The following is a 20,151-nucleotide window of genomic DNA, read 5'->3' as shown; positions in this document are numbered from 1 at the left end:
GTCAGGGAGCAGCGGAGGAAAGGGCCCCGGGTCAGCGGCGTACTCGCGGCATCCCCAGGCCGATCCAGGAGATGATCTCGCGCTGGATCTCGTTGTTGCCGCCGCCGAAGGTGAAGATGACGGCGCTGCGGTAGCCGCGTTCCAGTTCGCCGTGGAGCACGGCGCCCGCGGAGCCTTCCTTGAGGGCGCCCGCCGAGCCGACCACCTCCATGAGCCAGGCGTACGCCTCCCTGCGCGCCTCGGAGCCGTAGACCTTCACGGCAGAGGCGTCCTGGGGGGTGAGGGTGCCTTCCTGGACGGCGTTCACCATCTGCCAGTTGAGGAGTTTCATCGCGTCCAGCTTGGCGTGCGTCCGGGCCAGCCGCCCGCGCACCCAGCCGAGGTCGATGACGCGGCGCCCGTCGGCGAGCTTGGTGTCGGCGGCCCAGCGCTGCACGTCGTGGAAGGCGCGGATGGCCATGGTGCCGTGCGCGGCGAGGGTGACGCGTTCGTGGTTGAGCTGGTTGGTGATGAGCCGCCAGCCCTTGTTCTCCTCGCCCACGCGGCGCGAGACCGGGACGCGGATGTTCTCGTAGTAGCTGGCCGTGGTGTCGTGCGAGGCGAGGGTGTTGATGATGGTGCAGGAGTATCCGGGGTCCGAGGTCGGCACGAGGAGCATGGTGATGCCCTTGTGGGCGGGGGCGTCGGGGTCGGTGCGCACGGCGAGCCAGACCCAGTCGGCGGTGTCGCCGTTGGTCGTCCAGATCTTCTGCCCGTTGACCGTGTAGTGGCCCGTGTCCTCGTCGCCCTCCCTGACCGCCCTCGTCTTCAGGGCCGCGAGGTCGGTGCCCGCGTCCGGCTCGCTGTAGCCGATGGCGAAGTCCAGCTCACCCGAGAGGATCTTGGGCAGGAAGTACGCCTTCTGTTCGTCGGTGCCGTACCGCATCAGGGTCGGTCCGACGGTGTTCAGGGCCATCAGCGGCAGCGGGACGCCTGCCTGGGCTGCCTCGTCGAAGAAGATGAACTGCTCCATCGGCGAGAGCCCGCGCCCGCCGTACTCCTCGGGCCAGCCGACCCCGAGCCAGCCGTCGGCGCCGAGCCTGCGGATGGTCTCCCGGTAGAACTGCTTCTGCGCTGCGGGGTCGTCGTATCGCGCGTAGGGGTTGTCGGGCACCAGCTCGGCGAAGTACGCGCGCAGCTCGGTGCGCAACTGCCGCTGCTCAGGCGTGTATTCGAGGTGCACGGCCCCTCCTGCGTTCGCTGGCTCTCCCGGCTCGGGCTTGACGGCGCACACAGTAGAACGCGTTCCAGAAATAGGGAATGGGCATTGCCGCACGCGTCACCGGCGATCCGGCCGCCGCGGACCGGCGACGTACAGGACCTGCGCCGCGCCCCATTCGACGAACGTCTCCGCCCGCTCCATCCCGATCGACTCGAGCAGCCGACGCGACCGGCCGTTGGCCTCCTGCGTGACCGCGACCACCTGCGAGCCTTCGAGGGCCGTCGCCTCGCACGCCCAGCCGACCACGGCGGCCACCGCCTCACGCCCGTACCCGAACCCCCAGTGCTCGGGCAGCAGTTGATACGACACCTCGGCGCGTCCCGCCCGGCGCGGGTCGGGTTCCAGCTGGACGCCGCCGACGACCGGCCCGTCCGCACGCAGCGTCACGCAGAAAGCGCCGCGGGCGCCGACGCAGTGCTGCTCGCGCAGGCGAAGTGTCTCTTCGTCGACCGGGCCGCCGAGATGGCGGCGGACCTCCGTGTCCGTCCAGAGGCGCGTCATCGCGGGGACGTCACCGGGTTCGATCGGGCGCAGGACGAGGCGGTCCGTGGTCAGGGTGGTGGGCCAGGGGAATGTGATCGGGGGCGGTGCCATGGAAGGTGATCCTGCCCGACGCCGTTCCCGGGGGTGGATACGGGTCCGCCCCGGCAGCGGTGTCGCTGCCGGGGCGGGCCTGTGTCGGGCGCGTTCGGGCTCAGCCGAGGAGGGCGAGTGCCTTGTTCAGCGTCCGCGACGGGCGCATCACCGCGGCGGCCTTGGCCGGGTCGGGCTGGTAGTAGCCGCCGATGTCGGCGGGCGAGCCCTGGACGGCGTTCAGCTCGTCGACGATGGTCTGCTCCTGCTCGACCAGCGTCTTGGCCAGCGGCGCGAACTCCTTGGCGAGCTCGGCGTCTGCGGTCTGCTTGGCCAGCTCCTGGGCCCAGTACATGGCCAGGTAGAAGTGGCTGCCGCGGTTGTCGATGCCGCCGAGGCGACGCGTCGGCGACTTGTCGTTCTCCAGGAAGGTCGCCGTGGCGCGGTCGAGGGTGTCCGCGAGGACCTGGGCGCTCGCGTTGTCCGTGGTCTGCGCGAGGTGCTCGAAGCTGGAGGCCAGGGCCAGGAACTCGCCCAGGCTGTCCCAGCGCAGGTAGTCCTCGCGGACCAGCTGCTGGACGTGCTTGGGGGCGGAGCCGCCCGCGCCCGTCTCGAAGAGGCCGCCGCCGTTCATGAGCGGAACGATGGAGAGCATCTTGGCGCTGGTGCCGAGCTCCAGGATCGGGAACAGGTCCGTCAGGTAGTCACGCAGCACGTTGCCGGTGACCGAGATGGTGTCCTCGCCGCGACGGATGCGCTCCAGGGAGAACGCGGTCGCGTCCACCGGCGACATGATCTCGATCTGCAGGCCCTCGGTGTCGTGCTCGGGCAGGTACGCCTTGACCTTCTCGATGAGCTGCGCGTCGTGCGCGCGGGTCTCGTCGAGCCAGAACACGGCGGGCGAGCCGGTCGCGCGGGCGCGGTTGACGGCCAGCTTGACCCAGTCGCGGATCGGGGCGTCCTTGGTCTGGCACATCCGGAAGATGTCGCCGGTGGAGACGGCCTGCTCCAGGACGACGTCGCCGGCCTGGTTCAGCACGCGCACCGTGCCGGGCGCGGCGAGCTCGAAGGTCTTGTCGTGGCTGCCGTACTCCTCGGCCTTCTGCGCCATGAGGCCGACGTTGGGCACGGAGCCCATCGTCGCCGGGTCGAAGGCGCCGTTGGCGCGGCAGTCGTCGATGACGACCTGGTACACGCCGGAGTAGCTGGAGTCGGGAAGCACCGCGAGGGTGTCGTGCTCGCCGCCGTCCGGGCCCCACATGTGGCCGGAGGTGCGGATCATCGCGGGCATCGAGGCGTCGACGATGACGTCCGACGGCACGTGCAGGTTCGTGATGCCCTTGTCCGAGTCGACCATCGCGAGCTCGGGGCCCTCGGCCAGCTCGGCCTCGAAGGACGCCTTGATCTGCTCGCCCTCGGGCAGCGCGCCGAGGCCGTTGAGGATCCCGCCGAGGCCGTCGTTCGGGGTCAGGCCCGCGCCGGCCAGGGTCTCGCCGTACGCGGCGAAGGTCTTCGGGAAGAAGGCGCGCACGACGTGACCGAAGATGATCGGGTCGGAGACCTTCATCATCGTGGCCTTGAGGTGCACGGAGAACAGCACGCCGTCGGCCTTGGCCTTGGCGATCTGCGCGGTGAGGAACTCGCGCAGCTTGGCCACGCGCAGCACGGAGGCGTCGACGACCTCGCCCGCGAGGACCGGTACGGACTCGCGCAGCACGGTGGTGCTGCCGTCCTCGCCGGTGAACTCGATGCGCAGCGTGTCGGCCTCGGCGAGGACGGCGGACTTCTCCGTGGAGCGGAAGTCGTCGACGCCCATGGTGGCGACGTTCGTCTTCGAGTCGGCCGTCCAGGCGCCCATGCGGTGCGGGTGCGCCTTGGCGTAGTTCTTCACCGAGGCGGGGGCGCGGCGGTCGGAGTTGCCCTCGCGCAGGACCGGGTTGACGGCGCTGCCCTTGACCTTGTCGTAACGGGCGCGGATGTCCTTCTCCGCGTCGGTCTTCGGGTCGTCCGGGTAGTTCGGCAGCGCGTAGCCCTGCGACTGGAGCTCGGCGACGGCCGCCTTCAGCTGCGGGATCGAGGCCGAGATGTTCGGCAGCTTGATGATGTTCGCGCCGGGCGTCTTGGCCAGCTCGCCGAGCTCGGCGAGGGCGTCGTCGATGCGCTGGCTCTCCTCGAGGAACTCGGGGAAGAGAGCGATGATGCGCCCCGCCAGGGAGATGTCACGGCTCTCCACGCCGACCCCGGCCGTCGAGGCGTAGGCCCTGACCACCGGCAAGAACGAATAGGTCGCGAGGGCAGGGGCCTCGTCGGTCTGGGTGTAGATGATGGTCGAGTCAGTCACCGGGTGCTCCGCTCCACGTCTGCAACATTGCTCGACATCAAGATATCTCGTGATCGCCTCCCGTCACGAAGCGGCCCCGATTCCGTACGTCACAGACCGTAGCGTCCATGACGCTCCGTGGCGGATCGTGCGAGTACCGGCGTCGGTGCGTCAGCGCGACAGCAGGAGCGCGTCGCCCACCGGGCGCTCGGAACCGTCCGACGGCGAGTTGATCACCTTGCCGTTCACCGCCATCGTCACGGAGCCGCCGCCGTCCAGGGCCATGGCACGCACCGCGCCGAGCGACTTCATCAGCTCCGCCCCTTCATTGAGGCCGAGCGGATTGCGCTTGATGCCCCAGGTGTAGGCGAAGGAACGGTCGCCGGCGCGCTCGATGCCGTCGCCCGCGTAGTTCACCGCGACCTTGCCGTCGCGCACCAGCTCGGGGCCGCCGTTGACGATGTCGTCCCCGGGCCCGAGCTCCAGCTCGCGGCCCCGCTCGTCCAGGATCCGCTCCCGCACCTTCACTCCGCCGCCCGGCTTCGCATGCGTACGCAGCCAGGAGGCGCCGGTGCCGATGCCCGCGAGGACACTGCCGCCTGCGGGCACGACGCCGCCGCGCGGACGCAGCTCCCGGACGCGTCCGGCCGCGTCGATGACCGCCTCCACGCCGTCGCCCGCCGGGGTGTCCGCGCCGAGCTCGTCGGTGAACTTCACGATCTCGTCCGGGTCGGTGCAGGTCACGTCGTGCTGCGGACGCTGGGTGGGGGCGTCGCCGCCGACACCGCCGCAATTGCGCACCAGGCCGGGCACGCGGTTGACGCCGTCCACGACCGCGGACGCCGCGCCCGCGCGGACCCGGAGCCGCGTGGTGAGCTTCCTGAACTCGGGGTGCAGGCCGTCGCCGCGCAGCACCGCCGCGATCCGGCCGCCGGTCGCCGCCGCGCCCGGCACACCGTCCTTGCCCTCCATGACGAAGAAGCCCGCGTTGACACCGAGCAGCGCGTCGTCGCCCGCGGCCATGCCGCTAAGGTCCACGACCTCCTCGCCGTAAGGGTTGAGGTGCACAAGGCCATTACAGCAGGCTGACCGGCATGACTCGACGCACCGAAGACCACGGAGACCGCCTCGACCACGGCAACCACGGCAACCACGCAGACCGTGCCCGCGTACGGCAGGCGACGCAGGACGACATTCCGGAGCTCGTACGCCTGCGGGCGCTGCTGTTCGGGAATCTCGGCGGCGAGTACTTCGACCCGTCGTCGGGGGACGACGGATGGCGCCATGCCCTGTCCGTGGTCCTGAAGGAGCAGACGGCCACGGGCGGCATGCGGATTCTCGTCGTGGACGGGGAGCGGGGCCTCGCCGCGTGCGCCGTCGGCTCGGTCGAGCAGCGGCTTCCGGGCCCGCATCTGCGCAACGGCCGGGTCGGGCTCGTGATCGGCGTGGTCACCGACCCGGCTCACCGGCGGCGCGGCTACAGCCGTTCGCTCATGCGGGGCCTGCTCGGCTGGTTCCGGGAACGCGAGGTGGCCCGCGTGGATCTGTACGCCTCCCCCGAGGGCGAGCCGCTCTACCGCGACCTCGGCTTCACCGACCACCCGGACCCGGCGCTGTACTGGCGCCCGTGACGCCCGTGTGCGGGGCGGCGCACGGTGCCCGGGGCTACCGCATCCGGCCCCGCCCGTGTGGCCCGCCCGGCGTCCGCGGTCCACCGTGAACCCGTACGAGGTGTCGCCGCCGCGACGACGGGTAGCCGGGGCACCGCACCGGAAGCCGCCGTGGGACCGCGCGGAACGAAGTGACGAAGCACTGGAGGAACACCGTGAGCGAGGAGCTGCCCGGAACGCGGGACGAGGAAGACAAGCCCGTGCCGAGGGACCTGCCCGATCAGCAGGCGTCGGACGGAGAGGACCACTGGGAGCCGCAGGACGAGTCGGCCACCACCGGCAACGCCCCGGACGCCGACGACGACGTGCCGGACACGGACGAGGCGGGCACCGGCCGGCGCGGCGCGCCGCACACGGGCGGCGTGCACCCGGACCAGCCGGTGCCGGACGAGCCCGCCGACTGAGCGGGACCCGCGGGGCGGGCAGGGGCCTCGGTCAGTCGGCGGTAACGGCCAGGATGAACGAATGGCCGGCCGGATCGCTGTAGGTCCGGGTGTCACGGGGGCCCGAGTTGTCCTTGGTGTCCACGGGCCGGGCGCCGAGGCCGACGGCCTCGCGCTCCGCCTCGTCCATGTCGCCGCGGGCCACCAGGATCCTCAGGTGCGCCTGCTGCGAGTCCTCCGGCCGGGGCCAGCTCGGAGGCGCGTAACCGTAGTCCCGGTGGATCGCCAGGCGGATGCCGTCCTCGTCGAAGACCTCGACGTAGTCGGGGTCCTTGCTCAGTCTCGCCGTGCCGCCGAGCAGCCCCGCGTAGAACTCCGCGAGGTCTTCGGGCTGGGCACAGTCCAGGACGAGAACGGGTGTCTTCCGTACGGCCATGGGGATCCTCTGAAGTCGAAGTGGGCGGGGTTCGTGAAGTCGGTGACAGGGGGCGGCGGCCGTCCCGACCGGCCGCCTCGTGACTGTCCGGGTGCCCTGCCCGGCCGCGGCCATGCACCTCGTCGGCCCGTACGAGACCGACCCTGAACGAAGGTCTCCGCTTGGGGCCGATCGGCCGTATGATCACCGGCACAGAGTCGAACTCCACTACCACGCAGCCATGTTCGAGGGGACGGGATCACGACGAAGTCCTCTCCACGGGGGACTGTTCCGCCTCACCGTCCGCGTCACCCCGCGGGGTGACTAGCATGGCGCGGTGTGTGGTCCGGAAGATCGCCGTCCTCTTTGGTGTTCTCGCCGGGCCCGCGGCCGACGCGTAGTCGGTCGGCTCGTTGCTCACCTGCACCCAAGGACCGAGGGACCGCTGAATGCCCGTGCCTGCTCCCCCCAGCCCGCACCGAATAGCGAAGCCGCGGCAGCGCGCGTCGGCGGTACCCCTGATCGTCCTGGTCGTGACCGCCGCGGCCGGCGCCGCCGCGTGCGTCGCGGCCCCCGACAACGCCCGCGCCTGGGTGACGGGTTCCGTCGCGGCAGGCTGGCTCTGTCTGGCGGTCTCCCTCGTGACCGGTTCACTGCTCGTCAAGCGGGTCCGCGCGGCCGCCGCCGCGGACCATGCCGAGGCCGCTGCCCTCAAGGCGCAACTGGCCCGCCACGGCGCCGAGTCCGCGCATCTGGTGAACGTCACGCTGCCGACCGTCGTGAAGCGGCTGCGGGACGGGGCGAGCGCGCACGAGACCCTCGCACAGACCGCGCCGCCGTCGGATCCGCAATTGCGTCGGGTCGTGCAGGAATTCGCCTCCGTGGTGGAGGAGACCCTGCGGCACGCCGCCTCCATAGAATCCCGGCGTGACCAGGCACAGGGGCAACTCGCCCAAGCTGCCGAGGAGTTGGACCAGCTGACCGCGGTCACCCTGCCCACCGCCATCGAGCGGCTGCGCGAAGGTGCCAGCGCGGACACGGTCCTCGCCGGACTCGACTGGCCGCACAATCCCCTGCTGCGGGTGCCCGCAGAATCGTTCGTACGGGAGCTGGCCTACAGCGAGCGGCGCGCCGCGGCCGCCCAGGCGGCCTCCGCCAAGGCGCTGAGCCGGGTGCAGGCCAAGTCCGTGGGCATGCTCGCCGACCTGCGGGACATGCAGGAGCGGCACGGCGTCGAGGTCTTCGGTGACCTGCTGCGCCTCGACCACAGCACCTCCCAGCTGGGCCTGATGACCGACCGTCTCGCCCTGCTGATGGGCGGCCGCTCCAGCCGCGCCTGGAACAAGCCGATCGTCATGGAGAGCATCCTGCGGGGCGCGGTGGGCCGGATCTCCGCGTACCAGCGCGTGCGGCTGCACTGCTCGACCACCGTGGCCATCGCCGGGTTCGCCGCCGAGGGCGTCATGCACGTACTCGCCGAGCTCATGGACAACGCGGCGAACTTCTCCCCGCCCATCGACGAGGTGCACGTCTACGTGGAGGAGCGCAGCGCCGGGATCGTCGTCACGATCGAGGACAGCGGCCTGAAGATGGCCGACGCGGCGATGCGCCGTGCGGAGGAGTCGGTCTCCGGGCACGTGACGGACCTGGCCTCGCTGCAGGGCACCCGCCTCGGCCTCGCCGTGGTCGGGCGGCTCGCCGCCAAGTACGGCATGAGCGTCAACTTCCGCCCCTCCTCGCGCGGGGGCACCGGCGTCGTGGTGCTCCTGCCGCCGCAGCTCCTGGCCCAGCAGCGCGACCCCGCCCCGCAGCACCTCGCTCCCCGGAGCGCCGAGCCGGCGCCCGTACCGGTCCCGCAGGCGCCCGCACCGCAAGCGCCGGCACAGCAAGCGCCCGCACCGCAGGCGCCGGAGACCGCGGCCGCCCCGGACACCGTCGCCGCACAGGCACCCGCGGCCCCCGTGCTGCCCGCGCCCGCTCCCGCGGCCGAGCCCACTCCCCCGCCCGCTCAGCCCCGCCCCGCCGCCGCCACGGCCAACGGCCTGCCCGTGCGCGCCCCCGGCCGCACCATGGCCGAGGCCGAGCGTGAGCGGCAGCAGCGCAGGGCGGCGTCCGACGCCGCCGCGGGGGCCGGCACGCTCTCCGGTGACGCGGGGCTGCCGCCGCGCGACGCCGGTTCCCGTTTCGGCGCCTTCCACCGCGGCCGGCAGGCCGCGGGCGAGGTGCCCGGCTCCCCCGCGGCGCCCGACTTCCCCGCCGATTCCGGGCCGCCGCCCGCCGAGTAGACCGAAGCCTCCCGCACGGCGCCCGGGCTCTGGCGCCCCCTTCCCCGCTCGAGATCGTGAGATTGGAGGGACGGGCAGGTGACCGGCAATCCGGCGCATCTCGCCCCGCCTACCATGCAGACCACTGACAACAGCCTGACCTGGCTCCTGCAGAGCCTCCTCAAGCGCACCCCCGGTACGCGGCACGCCCTGGTGCTCTCGCGGGACGGCTTGAAACTGTGCTGGAGCGAGCACCTGACGCTCGACCAGGCTGACCAGCTGGCCGCGATCTGCTCCGGCATCCAGGCGCTGGCCCAGGGGGCGTCGGTGGAGTTCGGCGACGGGACCGGCGGCGTCCGGCACTCGATGACCGAGTTCCACGGCGGGTTGCTCTTCATCGTCGAGGCCGGGCAGGGAGCGCACCTGGCGGTGGTGGCGGAGGAGAACTCCGATCCCGGCGTGGTGGGCCACCAGATGACGGAGCTGGTCGAGCAGATCGGTGAGCATCTGCGCGCCGAGCCGCGCGCGCACGTCGAGGGAAGCGGCTCCTCGTGACGCCGCGCAGGCCGGTGGACGTCGGTGATCCGGACCGGCTCTACACCGTCACCGGTGGCCGCAGCCGGGCCGACGACGATTCGTTCGACCTGGTCACGCTGGTGGTGAGCGAGTGCGAGCCGACGGCGGGCATGCAGTCGGAGCACGTACGGATCCTCGAGACGTGCAAGCATCCGACGGCCGTGGTGGAGGTCGCCGCGGAGATGAAGCTGCCGATCACGGTGGTGCGGATCCTCCTCGGTGACCTGCTCGCGATGGGCCGGATCACCGCCCGCCATCCCCGCGCGGCCGGCTCGGCCGCCGCGATCCCCGATTCCGCCCTTCTCAAGGAGGTGCTCCATGGGCTCCGCAACATCTGAGCTGCCCTCCCGTATGCCCCTGTCCGACACGGCCGAGACCGGCCTGAAGATCGTCGTCGTCGGCGGCTTCGGGGTCGGCAAGACCACCCTGGTCCGGTCGGTCAGCGAGATCCGGCCGCTGAACACCGAAGAGGTGATGACGCAGGCCGGCATCGGCGTCGACGAGACGTCGGACGTGGCCGCCAAGACCACCACGACGGTGGCGTTCGACTTCGGCCGGATCAGTCTCAACGAGCGTGTGGTGCTCTATCTGTTCGGCGCGCCCGGCCAGGAGCGCTTCTGGTTCCTGTGGGACCGGCTCTTCTCCGGCACCCTCGGCGCGGTCGTCCTGGTCGACACACGGCGGATGGACGACTCCTGGTACGCCATCGACCGCCTGGAGCACCACAAGACGCCGTTCGTGGTGGCCGTCAACCGGTTCGACGACGCCTCTCCCCATTCCCTGGACGAGATCCGTCAGGCCCTCGCGCTGCCCGACCATGTGCCGCTGATCGACTGCGACGCACGGGTGAGGTCGTCGGGCAAGGACGTCCTGATCACCCTCGTGGACCACCTGTACGCACTGGCCATGGCCCAGGAGATGACACCGTGACCGAGCCCACCGGACTCTCTTCCGAGCAGAGCGCTCCGCCGGGCTGCCCGGCCCACGCGGGCGGCGGCGCGCCTTCCGGCGCGGTGCGCCTGGGCGGTCTGGAGTACCAGCAGACGCCCTCGCAGCTCTACCGCAGCCTGCGCAGGGAGCACGGCGCGGTGGCGCCGGTCCTTCTCGACGGTGACGTCCCCGCGTGGCTGGTGCTCGGGTACTCCGAGGTCAGCTATGTGACGGGACACGACGAGCTGTTCGCCCGTGACTCGCGCCGCTGGAACCAGTGGGAGAACATTCCCGCCGACTGGCCGCTGATGCCGTTCGTCGGCTATCAGCCCTCGGTCCTGTTCACCGAGGGCGCCGAGCACCAGCGGCGGGCCGGGGTGATCACCGAGGCCCTGGAGGGGGTCGACCAGTTCGAACTCGCGCGGGACAGCGCCCGCATCGCCGACCGTCTCATCGCCTCGTTCGCCGGCAGCGGCCAGGCGGAGCTGATGGACGCGTACGCCCACGCGCTGCCCATGATCGCCGCGGTGCAGATGTGCGGCATGCCCGACGCGAGCACGGACACGCAGCAACTCGTGGACGACCTGCGGATCTCGCTCGACGCGCACGAGGGCGACGACCCCGTGGCCGCGTACACGCGCGTCGGGGAGCGCATCCAGCGGCTGGTCAAGGAGAAGCGGGAGAAGCCGGGGGCGGACATCACCTCGCGGATGCTCCGGCACCCGGCGGGCCTGACCGACGAGGAGATCGTCCAGGACCTGATCTCGGTCATCGCGGCGGCGCAGCAGCCGACGGCCAACTGGATCTGCAACACGCTGCGGTTGATGCTGACCGACGAGCGGTTCGCCCTGAACGTGTCCGGCGGGCGGCTGAGCGTGGGCGAGGCGCTCAATGAGGTGCTGTGGCTCGACACGCCGACCCAGAACTTCATCGGCCGCTGGGCGGTGCGCGACACGCAGCTCGGCGGGCGGCAGATCCGGGCGGGCGACTGTCTGGTGCTCGGCCTCGCGGCGGCCAACACTGATCCGCAGATCTGGCCGGAGTCTCACGTCGGCCCGGAGAACTCCGCGCATCTCTCCTTCAGCCACGGCGAGCACCGCTGCCCCTACCCGGCTCCGCTGCTCGCCGACGTCATCGCGAGGACCGCGGTCGAGACGCTTCTGGAGCGGCTGCCCGACCTCGTTCTCGCGGTGGAGCCGCACGAGTTGACCTGGCGCCCGTCCATCTGGATGCGGGGCCTCGCGTCGCTGCCGGTGCAGTTCACGCCCGTGGCGCACTGAGCTGCCGCCAGGGCGCCGCTTTCGGGTGGCGCCCCGGCGGGCCAGGTGGTGGTCAGGCGGTGACGGGGGTGAACTCCACCGGCAGCGACTGCGGTCCGCGGGTGAACACGCCCTGCTCGACGGGGTCGAAGCCCTTCGCGAGCCGTACGTCCGGCATCGCGTCGAGAAGCTGGTCGACGCCGATCTCCACCTCTGCCTTGGCGAGCAGGGCGCCCACACAGAAGTGCCGGCCCAGGGCGAAGGCGAGGTGGTCGGCGGCGGCGGAGAACGCGGTCGTCGTGGTCAGATCGTCCCGGAAGATGTCGAAGCGGTCCGGGTCGCCGTAGCGCCGCTCGTCGCGGTTGGCCGAGCCGATCAGGCAGGTGACGGTGGCACCCGCGGGGATGGTGCCGCCGGTGACCTCCACGTCGGTCGCCGACTGCCGCATGATCATGTGGACGGGCGGAGTGTGGCGCAGGGTCTCGGCGAAGGCGCGGGCGATCAGGCTGCGGTCCTGCCGGACGGCTTCGAGCTGCTCGGGGTGCAGCAGGAGGTTGGCGAAGATGCTGGCGATCGCCTTGTCGGTGGTCTCGCCGCCCGCCGCGAGCAGCAGGCTGCAGAAGGCCTTGATGTCCTCGTCGCTCATCCGTACGCCGTCCACCTCGGCGGCGCACAGCGTGGAGAGCAGGTCGTCGCCGAGGTTGTCCCGGCGCTGCCGGATGATCGGGATCATGTACTCGGCGAACTCGACCCGGGTGCGCTCGCCCGCCGCGGCGACCTCGGGGTCGCCGGCCAGGTTGCCGAGGAAGGCTATGACGGTGGTGTACCAGCCGTGGAAGCGGGCGTGGTCGGCCTTGTCCAGGCCGAGCATGTCGGCGATCACGTTGACGGGGAAGCGGGTGGCGTAGTCCGCGACCAGGTCCACGCTGCCGGTGTGCCGGAAGGTGTCGATGAGTTCGCGGGAGTTGCGCTCGATGACGGGCAGGAATTTGTGCTGGAGGTCGCTGCCGCGGAACGCCGGTGCGACGAGCGCGCGGCGCACCGAGTGCTCCCGGCCGCTGAGCTGGAGGATCGTCTTGCCGTGTACGGGCTCGATCTGCCAGTCGTAGTTGTCGGTGGTGAACTGGGAGCTCTTGTCCTTGAAGACGCGCTCGACGTCCTCGTACCGCGAGACGATCCAGCTCTGTGTCGCCTCGTGCCAGAAGAGCGGCGCGGTCTCGCGCATCACCTGGTAGGCCGGATACGGGTCCTTGGCGAACTCGGGCGAGAGGATGTCGGGGACCTGCTGCGCGGTGGACATGGAGCTCCTAGGTCAGAGAACAGCAATGCTCCACAGGCTATTGATCACTTCCTGACCCAACCAGACCCCCTCGGCGGATCGTTGAGCGCTACATTAATGTTGGCCGAAAATCACCCCTCGCCCCGCCGGATCGAAGCCGGCGGGGCGAGGGGGAGAACGACGGCGCCCCGTCGCCGGGGCTTTCTCAGCAGCTGAGCCTGTCGCCCGTGGGGACGCCGAGCACCCCGGTGAACCGGGTGTAGTTGTCGATCCGGCTCCGCACCTGCTCGGGGTTCTTCCCGTCGCACTCCAGGCTGCCGTTGATGCTGCGGATCGTCTCGCCGAATCCCGCGCCGTTGACCATGGCGTTGTGCGGCGTCATCGTCCCCGGACCGTTCTGGGTGTTCCAGTACCAGAGGCCGGTCTTCCACGCCACGGCCGCGTCGTTCTGCACGAGGTCGGGGTTGTTCAGGAGGTCGATGTCCAAGGCGTCGCCCGCGGCCTTGTAGTTGAAGTTCCAGCTGAGCTGGATGGGGCCGCGTCCGTAGTACTTGTCGTTGCCCGCCGGGCAGCCGTACGGCTGGGAACTGTCGCAATAGTGCGGGTAGTTGGCGGTGTTCTGCTCGACGACGTGGACCAGGCCGCCCGTCTCGTGGCTGACGTTCGCCAGGAAGGCCGCGGCCTCCTGCTTGCGTACGGTGTCGCTGCCCGTGCCGGTGAAGTCGGGATAGGCACTGAGCGCCGCCTTCAGGCCGCTGTAGGTGTAGAAGGAGTTCCGGTTCGGGAACATCTGGTTGAACTGGGACTCGCTGACGGGGAACTCGGCCGCGGCGGCGCTCTTGTCCGCGACCGTCTTGTCCGCCTTCTCCGCGGAGGCGTTGGGCGCGAGGGTCAGCAGGGTGAGCGCGGCGACGGACGCGGTGGCGGTCAGTGCCGCAAGTACACGAGGACGCATGGGGGGATCACTCCTTGGACGGCCGGCGCGTGCGCGACCGACCGCCGTGCGGTGGGGGGATGTGCGGTCAGGAGGGGCACCGGCACAGGGGGATGCGCGGTCAGGAGGCGCACCGGCGTACCGGGGCTGCGGCTTTCCGGAACGTCTCCCGCCGTTGGACTAGACCATACCGAGTGACGTATTCACGTCAAGAGGTACATGGATAAAGCCAGTTGAGATCCCCTTCCGGGCCCCTCAGGCTGAACTCGCCCCGCCCAGAGGCAGCGGCGGACGAACCGGACAATGATCGCGGGGCCGGGGGCGGTCGCGGGACCAGCGGTTTTCCGACGCGTCTGCCGGGAGCCGGTGCGGACGTACACTGAAGCGGTGTCGGGCAGGTCCCTGCTCCGCCCGGCCATCTGTGCTCGGCCCTCTACGACCCGGTCCGGTTCTCGGCGATCGGTCGCGCGGAGCACAGGTAGCGTTCCTCGGCCGTCCCGGCCCTTCGGCCCGTACGCAGATATCCCCCCTGTGGGGCCCCCGCTCGCCTTACGCGTTTCACCGCGGACTCCGGCTCGCCGTCACCCCTGCCCCCGGGCCGGGCGTGCGCGGTGTGCGCGGACCCGCCTTCGAGGGGATTGAAGTGAAGCTCAGCGCACTGCTCAACGGACACGACCACCACGTTCTGCGCGGCGACCCGGACGTCCCGGTCACCGCGGGAATGACCTTCGACGCGGGGCAGGTGACGCCGGGATCGCTGTATGTCGCCGTACCCGGCCATCAGGAGGGCGGGCCCGGGGGCATCGCCCGGGCACTGGAACGGGGGGCGGTGGCGGTCCTCGCCGAGGGCGCCGTGCCACCGCTGGACGCGGGCACGGCCGGGCGGGTCTGCGTGGTGCGGGTGACCGACGCGCGGGTGGCGGCCTCGCTCGCCGCCTCCCGGTACTACGGCGATCCGGGCCGCGCGATGGACGTCATGGCGATCACGGGGACGAACGGCAAGACATCCGTCTCGTACATGGTCGAATCGGTTCTCAGGCTGGCCGAGGGCGTGCAGGTGGGGGTGATCGGCACCTCGGGCAGCAGGATCGGCACGGAGCGGATACCTATGCCCCGGTCGGTGCTGAGCACTCCCGAGTCACCGGATCTGCACTACCTTCTCGGCCACATGCGCGACCGGGGCACGAGCAGCGTGGTGCTCGAGGCCACGTCCATGGGGCTGCTTGAGCGGCGCCTGGACCATGTGCCCGTCGGCATCGGTGTCTTCACCAATCTCACGCAGGACCACCTGGACGACCACGGGACCATGGAGCACTACAAGCAAGCCAAGCTGCGGCTCTTCGCCGGGCTGTGCGAGCGCGCGGTGGTCAACGCCGACGATCCCGTCAGTGCCGAGATCATGGCCCTGATGCCGGGCGCGGTCACCACGTACGGCCTGGAGGCGGCGGCCGATTACCGGGCCAGCGACCTGGTCGTGGACGCGATGGGCACCCGCTTCACGCTCCATCACGACGGCCGCAAGTACCCTGCCGCGATCCCGATACCGGGCCGCTTCTCGGTGTCCAACGCGCTCGCAACCCTGGCCGCGTGCCATCTGCTCGGGCACGAACTGCCCGCCCTCGTCGAGGCATTGGACCGGATGCCACCCACACCCGGCCGGCTCGAACGCTTCACCACCGAGAAGGGTGTGCAGGTGATCGTGGACTACGCGCACTCGCCGGACTCGCTGGAGAAGGTCCTCGCCACGATCCGCGGCTTCGCGACCGGGTCGGTGATCACCGTGTTCGGCTGCGGCGGCGACCGTGACACCACCAAGCGCGCCCTGATGGGCGAGATCGCGGGCCGGCACTCCGATCTGTGCGTCATCACCTCGGACAATCCCCGCAACGAAGCACCCGAGGACATCCTGGACCAGATCGTGCCCGGTCTCATGTCCACCGGGACCCCCTTCCACCGGGTGACCGACCGCCGGGCCGCCATCTCGCGCGCGCTGTCCGCGGCGCGGCCGGGCGACATCGTGCTGGTCGCGGGCAAGGGCAGCGAGCCGCACCAGATCATCGGCGAACACCTCGTCCCCTTCGACGACATGGCGGTCGTCCGCGAACTCGACGCCCTGTAGGGACGTTCACGCAGGCGAATGTGCGATTCGTCCATCGCCGGGCCGCGCGCGGTGCGAATCGGGCACTGGCGCGACGGGGCGCACGACAACTACGGTCCCTGCATTTCCGCCGCCGTCACAGCACCTCGCACGCCGTGGTGCCGCAACCAGGGGAGCTGCCTGTGCCCATGGGGTCATCGCCGTCCGTCACCGAGATCGAGACGCACGGAGTCGAACGCATCCCGGACGCGGATCGCACGGCCGGTCCGCTCGACCTGTTCCGGCTCGCGTTCGGCGGCGCCAACACGTTCGCCACCTGCGTGCTCGGCGCGTTCCCGATCCTCTTCGGCCTGTCCTTTTGGCAGGGGCTCGCGGCGATGCTCGTCGGACTGCTCATCGGCTCCCTGCTGCTGGCCCCGATGGCGGTGTTCGGGCCCCGCAACGGCACCAACAACGCCGTCTCGTCATCGGCTCATCTGGGCGTGCACGGCAGGATCGTCGGCTCCTTCCTCTCGCTGCTCACCGCCGTCGCGTTCTTCTCGCTGTCGGTGTGGAGCTCGGGCGACGCGCTCATCGGCGGGGCGCACCGGCTGCTCGGCGTGCCGGAGAGCGACGCGGCCTACGCCTGCGCGTACGCCGTCTTCGCCGCCCTCGTCCTTGCCGTGTGCGTCTACGGTTTCCGCTTCATGCTGCTCGTCAACAAGATCGCGGTGGTGGCGGCGACACTGCTCTTCGCCCTCGGCGTCGTCGCCTTCGCGGGGGACTTCGATCCCTCGTACGCCGGGATCTTCACCCCGGATGCCGACCGGGCCACGCGGGACCTGTTCTGGCCGTCCTTCATCGGCGCCGCGCTGATCGTGCTCTCCAACCCGGTCTCCTTCGGCGCCTTCCTGGGTGACTGGGCGCGCTACATCCCGGCCGAGACCCCGCGGCGCAAGGTGATGGGAGCGGCCTTCCTCTCGCAGGCCGCCACGGTCCTTCCGTTCGGCTTCGGCCTGGCGACGGCGGCGATCATCGCCGAGCAGGCTCCCGCGTACATGGACCCGGCCGCGCCCAACTTCGTCGGCGGCCTGCTCGCGATCGCGCCCGCCTGGTACTTCCTGCCGGTCTGTCTGATCGCGCTGATCGGCGGCATGTCGACCGGGACGACCGCGCTGTACGGCACCGGCCTGGACTTCTCCTCGGTCTTCCCGCGACTCGGCCGCGTCCAGGCCACCGTCCTGATCGGCGCCCTGTCCATCACGTTCATCTTCGTGGGCCGCTTCGGCTTCAACCTCGTCCAGGCGATCTCCACCTTCGCCACGATGATCATCACCTGCACGGTGCCGTGGATGATCGTCATGATGCTCGGCTACGTCACCCGGCGCGGCTGGTACGACCCCGAGGCACTGCAGGTCTTCACCCGCCGGCAGCACGGCGGCCGCTACTGGTTCGCGCGCGGCTGGAACTGGCGCGGCCTGTCGGCGTGGTGGACAGGAGCGGTGACCGGCGTCCTGTTCACCAACATTCCCGGCCAGTTCGTCGGGCCGCTCGGCGACCTCGCGAACGGCGCCGACATCAGCCTGCCGCTGGGCGCCGCCGTCGCGGCCATCGTCTATCTCGCCCTGCTCGCGGCCTTCCCGGAGCCGCGCGCGGTGTACGGGCCCGAGGGGCCGCGCTGGGTGCGGGCGGCCGACACCCCGATCGCGCCGATCACCGGGCCGCCCGGCGGCGACCGGGTCAGCGAGCCGTCTCGAACTCCCGCTTGAGGTTCTTCAGCGTCCGGTCGATGTTGCCGACCTGGAAGGCCGCGAAGGTCTTTCCGCCCGTGGCCACGCGATCGAAGGCGTTGGCCACGAAGGCGGGCCAGGAGCGCCGGTCGTCCGTCCAGGTCTCGGTCACCTTCGTGGCGCCGCCCTTGTCCTCGAAGCGGTACTCCCAGGTGGCGATCGGGGCCCGCAGGCGGGGGCGCTTCAGGCCGATCGCGTGCACGCGGAAGGCGAAGCGCTTGCCGGGGTCGGCCTCGGTCACCGTGCAGCGCGTGGTCCAGCGGAACGCGCCGCGCTTGTTGTGCCCCTCGAAGACCAGGCCGACAGCGGCGGGCTCCTCGCCTCCGGGGACGGTCGCCCCGAGGTTCTCCGGACTCCACCGCCCCATCAGGGCGGGCTGGCTGACCTGCTCGTACACCGACTGCGGCGACGCCTCGACCAGGATGCTGCGGGACACTGTGAACGTGCGGGGCATGACAACTCCGATCCTCGTCCCGCGACCTTACTCATCAGTAGCTTGAATGTCAGCCCCCTGCCCCATCGCGCCCCGCCGAGGGAGCCGCCCGTGCACGCGCGGGGTGCCTCAGGCAAAGGTGCCTCAGACAAGACCGGTCACGGTGACCGTCACCTCTGCGGGCTCCCCCGCCGCCCGCTCGACGGCCTGCGCCGCGGCGGAGCGCACCTCGCGCGTCACGTCCAGGGCCCGCCGCTCCCGGCGCAGGACCACGTACACCCGCACGCTCAAGACCGCGGCCCCCTTCCGCCGTTGCACCTGGACACCGGCGGAGCCCGCCGGGGCGCCGGGCAGGCCGCGCCTCAGCAGCGCCGAGGACCGCAGCAGGTCCACCAGGCCGGGGCGCAGGAAGGCCACTCCCGGGGTGGCGAGGACCGCCTCCGTGACGGCGTCCGCCAGCACGCGGGACACGTCTCGCTCACTCACTGCTGCCGCCCTTCCCTGCTGTCGCCCGTGTCGTCGATGGCATCGGTGGCGTCGGTGGCATCGCTTTCGTCGTCGATGACATCGGTGATCGTCACGTCGACGCCCGCGATCCGCATGCCCAGCTCGCCGTCCACCGCTTCGAGCACCCGGCTTCGCACCAGGTCAGCGGTTTCCGGCAGGTTCCACGTGAGAGGGACCTGCACCCCGATGCGGACCCTGACCGGCCCTCGCGCGAGGCGTCCCGCGGGCGCCGCGACGGCTTCGGCGGCCTCGGTGGTCTCGCCGGCCTCGGCGGTCTCGGTGGCCGGCGGATCGAGACGGCAGCTGCCCGCCCGCACGCCCGGCAGCGACTCGGCCGCCGCCCGGATGGTTCGCGCGGCGGCGGCCTCCACGATCCACGTGTCCTCGTCCTCGTCGCCGAGCGGCAGCGTCCGGCCCGGCCGCAGTTCCAGGCGCACCACGTCCATGACACGGCCGGCGAGCGCGGAGGTGTCCGGATCCTCCCGCGGTGTCGCCTCGCGTGTTCGCGTGACGATCCCTTCGAGATGCCGCAAGGCGTCCACGGCCTGCGTGCAGTGCGGGCAGCTCTCGATGTGGGGGTCGGGCACGCCCGCCTCCACCTGTTCCCACACATACGACAACTTGCGGCCGCAGGGCAGCAGTTCGTCATCCGACAGCACGCCGAAGCCCGCCTCCCGCTCGTCGTCCGGTGCCTCGTTCTCCGGCACGGATTCCCCGTTCACCGCCATGCCGCCATCGCCTCCGTCAGATAGCGCCGCGCTCTGAAGACCCGGCCGCGGACCGCCTCCGGGCTGATGCCGACCGACTCGGCGATGGATTCGTACGACGCCCCGTCCAGCTCGCGCAGCACCCAGCACACCCGCTGTTCCGGCGACAGTCCCTCCATCGCCCGCGCCAGATCCCGCACGGCGGCGTGCGCCTCGGCCGCCCGCGCGGGCGAGACCTCGTGGTCGGGCGCCTGCGGCTCGGGCAGCGCGTCCAGGGTCACCACCGGGCGCCGCGAACGCAGCACGTTGAGGCAGCGGTTGGTGACGATGCGGTAGATCCACGTACCGAACTGCGCGTCGCCGCGGAACTCCGGCAGCTTGCGCCAGGCGCTGACGAAGGACTCCTGCACGGCGTCCTCCGCCTCCGGGCGGCTGCCGAGCAGGCGCGTGGCCAGCCGCAGGGCTATGGGCGCGTGGCGGTGCACGAGCGCTTCGAAGGCCTCCTCGTCGCCCTCGGCCGCCCGCACCGCGAGCAGCCCGTCCTCACGTCTCGCGGACGCGTCCGCTTCCTCGGGAGTTTCGCCCCGGTCGCCCGGCACACGCGGCTCCTCTCACTTCGGTCGTGCTCCTACGACACACCAAGGGCCCACCGCGTTACGCGGCCCCGGCACGCTACATGCCCGGCGGAGAAAAGCCCGCGAGGCGCGTAACAGGCTTACTGCAGCCGGGTCAGAGCAGGAGAAGAGCCGGGTTACGGGCCCCTCACCGGGGCC

Annotated in this window: 20 protein-coding genes; 9 read left to right on the top strand and 11 right to left on the bottom strand. The window is 71.1% G+C overall.

All coding sequences use genetic code 11. The features are described from left to right. Positions 1-31 precede the first annotated feature (31 nt). The 4 genes from IE226_RS14755 to IE226_RS14740 all read right to left on the bottom strand — a co-directional run bounded on the left by IE226_RS14755 (position 32) and on the right by IE226_RS14740 (position 5,222). A complete protein-coding gene (locus IE226_RS14755; protein WP_190081651.1) occupies positions 32-1,222 on the bottom strand; it encodes an acyl-CoA dehydrogenase family protein in 1,191 nt (396 codons plus the stop codon). A gap of 96 nt (positions 1,223-1,318) precedes the next feature. Next, positions 1,319-1,855: a GNAT family N-acetyltransferase gene (locus IE226_RS14750; RefSeq protein WP_190081650.1), complete on the bottom strand. Its 537-nt coding sequence runs from the start codon at positions 1,853-1,855 to the stop codon at positions 1,319-1,321. Between the two features lie 100 nt (positions 1,856-1,955). Then, the gene (locus tag IE226_RS14745) at positions 1,956-4,175 is read right to left on the bottom strand and encodes an NADP-dependent isocitrate dehydrogenase (RefSeq protein WP_190081649.1); all 2,220 of its coding nucleotides are present in this window, start codon (positions 4,173-4,175) and stop codon (positions 1,956-1,958) included. Positions 4,176-4,325: 150 nt separating this feature from the next. After that, positions 4,326-5,222, bottom strand: coding sequence for a phosphodiester glycosidase family protein (locus tag IE226_RS14740; protein ID WP_229870930.1), 897 nt, complete (start codon positions 5,220-5,222; stop codon positions 4,326-4,328). A gap of 26 nt (positions 5,223-5,248) precedes the next feature. Here IE226_RS14740 and IE226_RS14735 point away from each other — a divergent pair, with 26 nt between their 5' ends. Together IE226_RS14735 and IE226_RS14730 are read left to right on the top strand one after the other, a co-directional pair. Further along, on the top strand, positions 5,249-5,785 hold the full coding sequence (locus IE226_RS14735; protein ID WP_190081648.1) for a GNAT family N-acetyltransferase: 537 nt from the start codon (positions 5,249-5,251) through the stop codon (positions 5,783-5,785). Between the two features lie 194 nt (positions 5,786-5,979). Next, positions 5,980-6,228 (top strand): hypothetical protein, encoded by a 249-nt coding sequence (locus IE226_RS14730; RefSeq protein WP_190081647.1) that lies wholly within the window; start codon positions 5,980-5,982, stop codon positions 6,226-6,228. 31 nt (positions 6,229-6,259) lie between these two features. Here IE226_RS14730 and IE226_RS14725 read toward each other — a convergent pair whose 3' ends face one another. After that, positions 6,260-6,643: a VOC family protein gene (locus IE226_RS14725; RefSeq protein WP_190081646.1), complete on the bottom strand. Its 384-nt coding sequence runs from the start codon at positions 6,641-6,643 to the stop codon at positions 6,260-6,262. A gap of 428 nt (positions 6,644-7,071) precedes the next feature. On the opposite strand from IE226_RS14725, the gene IE226_RS14720 reads away from it, so the two are divergent. From IE226_RS14720 to IE226_RS14700, 5 genes are all read left to right on the top strand, one after another. After that, complete coding sequence (locus IE226_RS14720; protein ID WP_190081645.1) at positions 7,072-8,907, top strand: sensor histidine kinase; 1,836 nt, start codon at positions 7,072-7,074, stop codon at positions 8,905-8,907. A 114-nt stretch (positions 8,908-9,021) separates the two neighbouring features. Further along, the gene (locus IE226_RS14715; protein ID WP_190081644.1) at positions 9,022-9,441 is read left to right on the top strand and encodes a roadblock/LC7 domain-containing protein; all 420 of its coding nucleotides are present in this window, start codon (positions 9,022-9,024) and stop codon (positions 9,439-9,441) included. After that, positions 9,438-9,800 (top strand): DUF742 domain-containing protein, encoded by a 363-nt coding sequence (locus IE226_RS14710; protein ID WP_190081643.1) that lies wholly within the window; start codon positions 9,438-9,440, stop codon positions 9,798-9,800. The genes IE226_RS14715 and IE226_RS14710 overlap by 4 nt, the downstream gene beginning before the upstream one ends. Beyond that, entirely contained in the window at positions 9,781-10,392 is a 612-nt protein-coding gene (locus IE226_RS14705; RefSeq protein WP_190081642.1) for a GTP-binding protein, read from the top strand. The genes IE226_RS14710 and IE226_RS14705 overlap by 20 nt, the downstream gene beginning before the upstream one ends. Beyond that, entirely contained in the window at positions 10,389-11,672 is a 1,284-nt protein-coding gene (locus tag IE226_RS14700) for a cytochrome P450 (RefSeq protein ID WP_190081641.1), read from the top strand. Before IE226_RS14705 ends, IE226_RS14700 begins: the two co-directional genes overlap by 4 nt. A 52-nt stretch (positions 11,673-11,724) precedes the next feature. Here IE226_RS14700 and IE226_RS14695 read toward each other — a convergent pair whose 3' ends face one another. Further along, positions 11,725-12,951: a cytochrome P450 gene (locus IE226_RS14695; protein WP_190081640.1), complete on the bottom strand. Its 1,227-nt coding sequence runs from the start codon at positions 12,949-12,951 to the stop codon at positions 11,725-11,727. A 184-nt stretch (positions 12,952-13,135) separates the two neighbouring features. Further along, positions 13,136-13,885 carry a chitinase gene (locus IE226_RS14690; protein WP_190081639.1) on the bottom strand — a complete coding sequence of 250 codons (750 nt, stop codon included), beginning with the start codon at positions 13,883-13,885 and terminating at the stop codon, positions 13,136-13,138. A gap of 622 nt (positions 13,886-14,507) precedes the next feature. Between IE226_RS14690 and IE226_RS14685 the strand changes: the two genes are divergently transcribed. Together IE226_RS14685 and IE226_RS14680 are read left to right on the top strand one after the other, a co-directional pair. After that, positions 14,508-15,983 (top strand): UDP-N-acetylmuramoyl-L-alanyl-D-glutamate--2,6-diaminopimelate ligase, encoded by a 1,476-nt coding sequence (locus IE226_RS14685; RefSeq protein WP_190081638.1) that lies wholly within the window; start codon positions 14,508-14,510, stop codon positions 15,981-15,983. Between the two features lie 167 nt (positions 15,984-16,150). After that, entirely contained in the window at positions 16,151-17,710 is a 1,560-nt protein-coding gene (locus IE226_RS14680; protein ID WP_190081637.1) for a purine-cytosine permease family protein, read from the top strand. Here the strand turns inward: IE226_RS14680 and IE226_RS14675 are convergent. The 4 genes from IE226_RS14675 to IE226_RS14660 form a co-directional block, all read right to left on the bottom strand. Next, a complete protein-coding gene (locus IE226_RS14675) occupies positions 17,682-18,185 on the bottom strand; it encodes an SRPBCC family protein (protein WP_190081636.1) in 504 nt (167 codons plus the stop codon). The genes IE226_RS14680 and IE226_RS14675 overlap by 29 nt on opposite strands. Positions 18,186-18,308: 123 nt before the next feature. Then, the gene (locus IE226_RS14670) at positions 18,309-18,650 is read right to left on the bottom strand and encodes an Asp23/Gls24 family envelope stress response protein (RefSeq protein ID WP_190081635.1); all 342 of its coding nucleotides are present in this window, start codon (positions 18,648-18,650) and stop codon (positions 18,309-18,311) included. Next, positions 18,647-19,399: an Asp23/Gls24 family envelope stress response protein gene (locus IE226_RS14665; protein WP_190081634.1), complete on the bottom strand. Its 753-nt coding sequence runs from the start codon at positions 19,397-19,399 to the stop codon at positions 18,647-18,649. Before IE226_RS14665 ends, IE226_RS14670 begins: the two co-directional genes overlap by 4 nt. Beyond that, a complete protein-coding gene (locus tag IE226_RS14660) occupies positions 19,390-19,977 on the bottom strand; it encodes an RNA polymerase sigma factor (RefSeq protein WP_190081633.1) in 588 nt (195 codons plus the stop codon). Before IE226_RS14660 ends, IE226_RS14665 begins: the two co-directional genes overlap by 10 nt. Positions 19,978-20,151: the final 174 nt, after the last annotated feature.

It is taken from the genome of Streptomyces longisporoflavus (genome assembly GCF_014649775.1).
GTDB classification, from domain to species: domain Bacteria; phylum Actinomycetota; class Actinomycetes; order Streptomycetales; family Streptomycetaceae; genus Streptomyces; species Streptomyces longisporoflavus.
This window is presented reverse-complemented; position numbering and strand designations above follow the sequence as displayed.

Bases quoted from the DNA above. Each gene is read 5' to 3' on its own strand.
- IE226_RS14695 (WP_190081640.1), bottom strand. From the start codon at position 12,951: ATGTCCACCGCGCAGCAGGTCCCCGACATCCTCTCGCCCGAGTTCGCC.
- IE226_RS14720 (WP_190081645.1), top strand. From the start codon at position 7,072: ATGCCCGTGCCTGCTCCCCCCAGCCCGCACCGAATAGCGAAGCCGCGG.
- IE226_RS14675 (WP_190081636.1), bottom strand. From the start codon at position 18,185: ATGCCCCGCACGTTCACAGTGTCCCGCAGCATCCTGGTCGAGGCGTCG.
- IE226_RS14665 (WP_190081634.1), bottom strand. From the start codon at position 19,399: ATGGCGGTGAACGGGGAATCCGTGCCGGAGAACGAGGCACCGGACGAC.
- IE226_RS14680 (WP_190081637.1), top strand. From the start codon at position 16,151: ATGGGGTCATCGCCGTCCGTCACCGAGATCGAGACGCACGGAGTCGAA.
- IE226_RS14750 (WP_190081650.1), bottom strand. From the start codon at position 1,855: ATGGCACCGCCCCCGATCACATTCCCCTGGCCCACCACCCTGACCACG.
- IE226_RS14715 (WP_190081644.1), top strand. From the start codon at position 9,022: ATGCAGACCACTGACAACAGCCTGACCTGGCTCCTGCAGAGCCTCCTC.
- IE226_RS14725 (WP_190081646.1), bottom strand. From the start codon at position 6,643: ATGGCCGTACGGAAGACACCCGTTCTCGTCCTGGACTGTGCCCAGCCC.
- IE226_RS14690 (WP_190081639.1), bottom strand. From the start codon at position 13,885: ATGCGTCCTCGTGTACTTGCGGCACTGACCGCCACCGCGTCCGTCGCC.
- IE226_RS14735 (WP_190081648.1), top strand. From the start codon at position 5,249: ATGACTCGACGCACCGAAGACCACGGAGACCGCCTCGACCACGGCAAC.
- IE226_RS14705 (WP_190081642.1), top strand. From the start codon at position 9,781: ATGGGCTCCGCAACATCTGAGCTGCCCTCCCGTATGCCCCTGTCCGAC.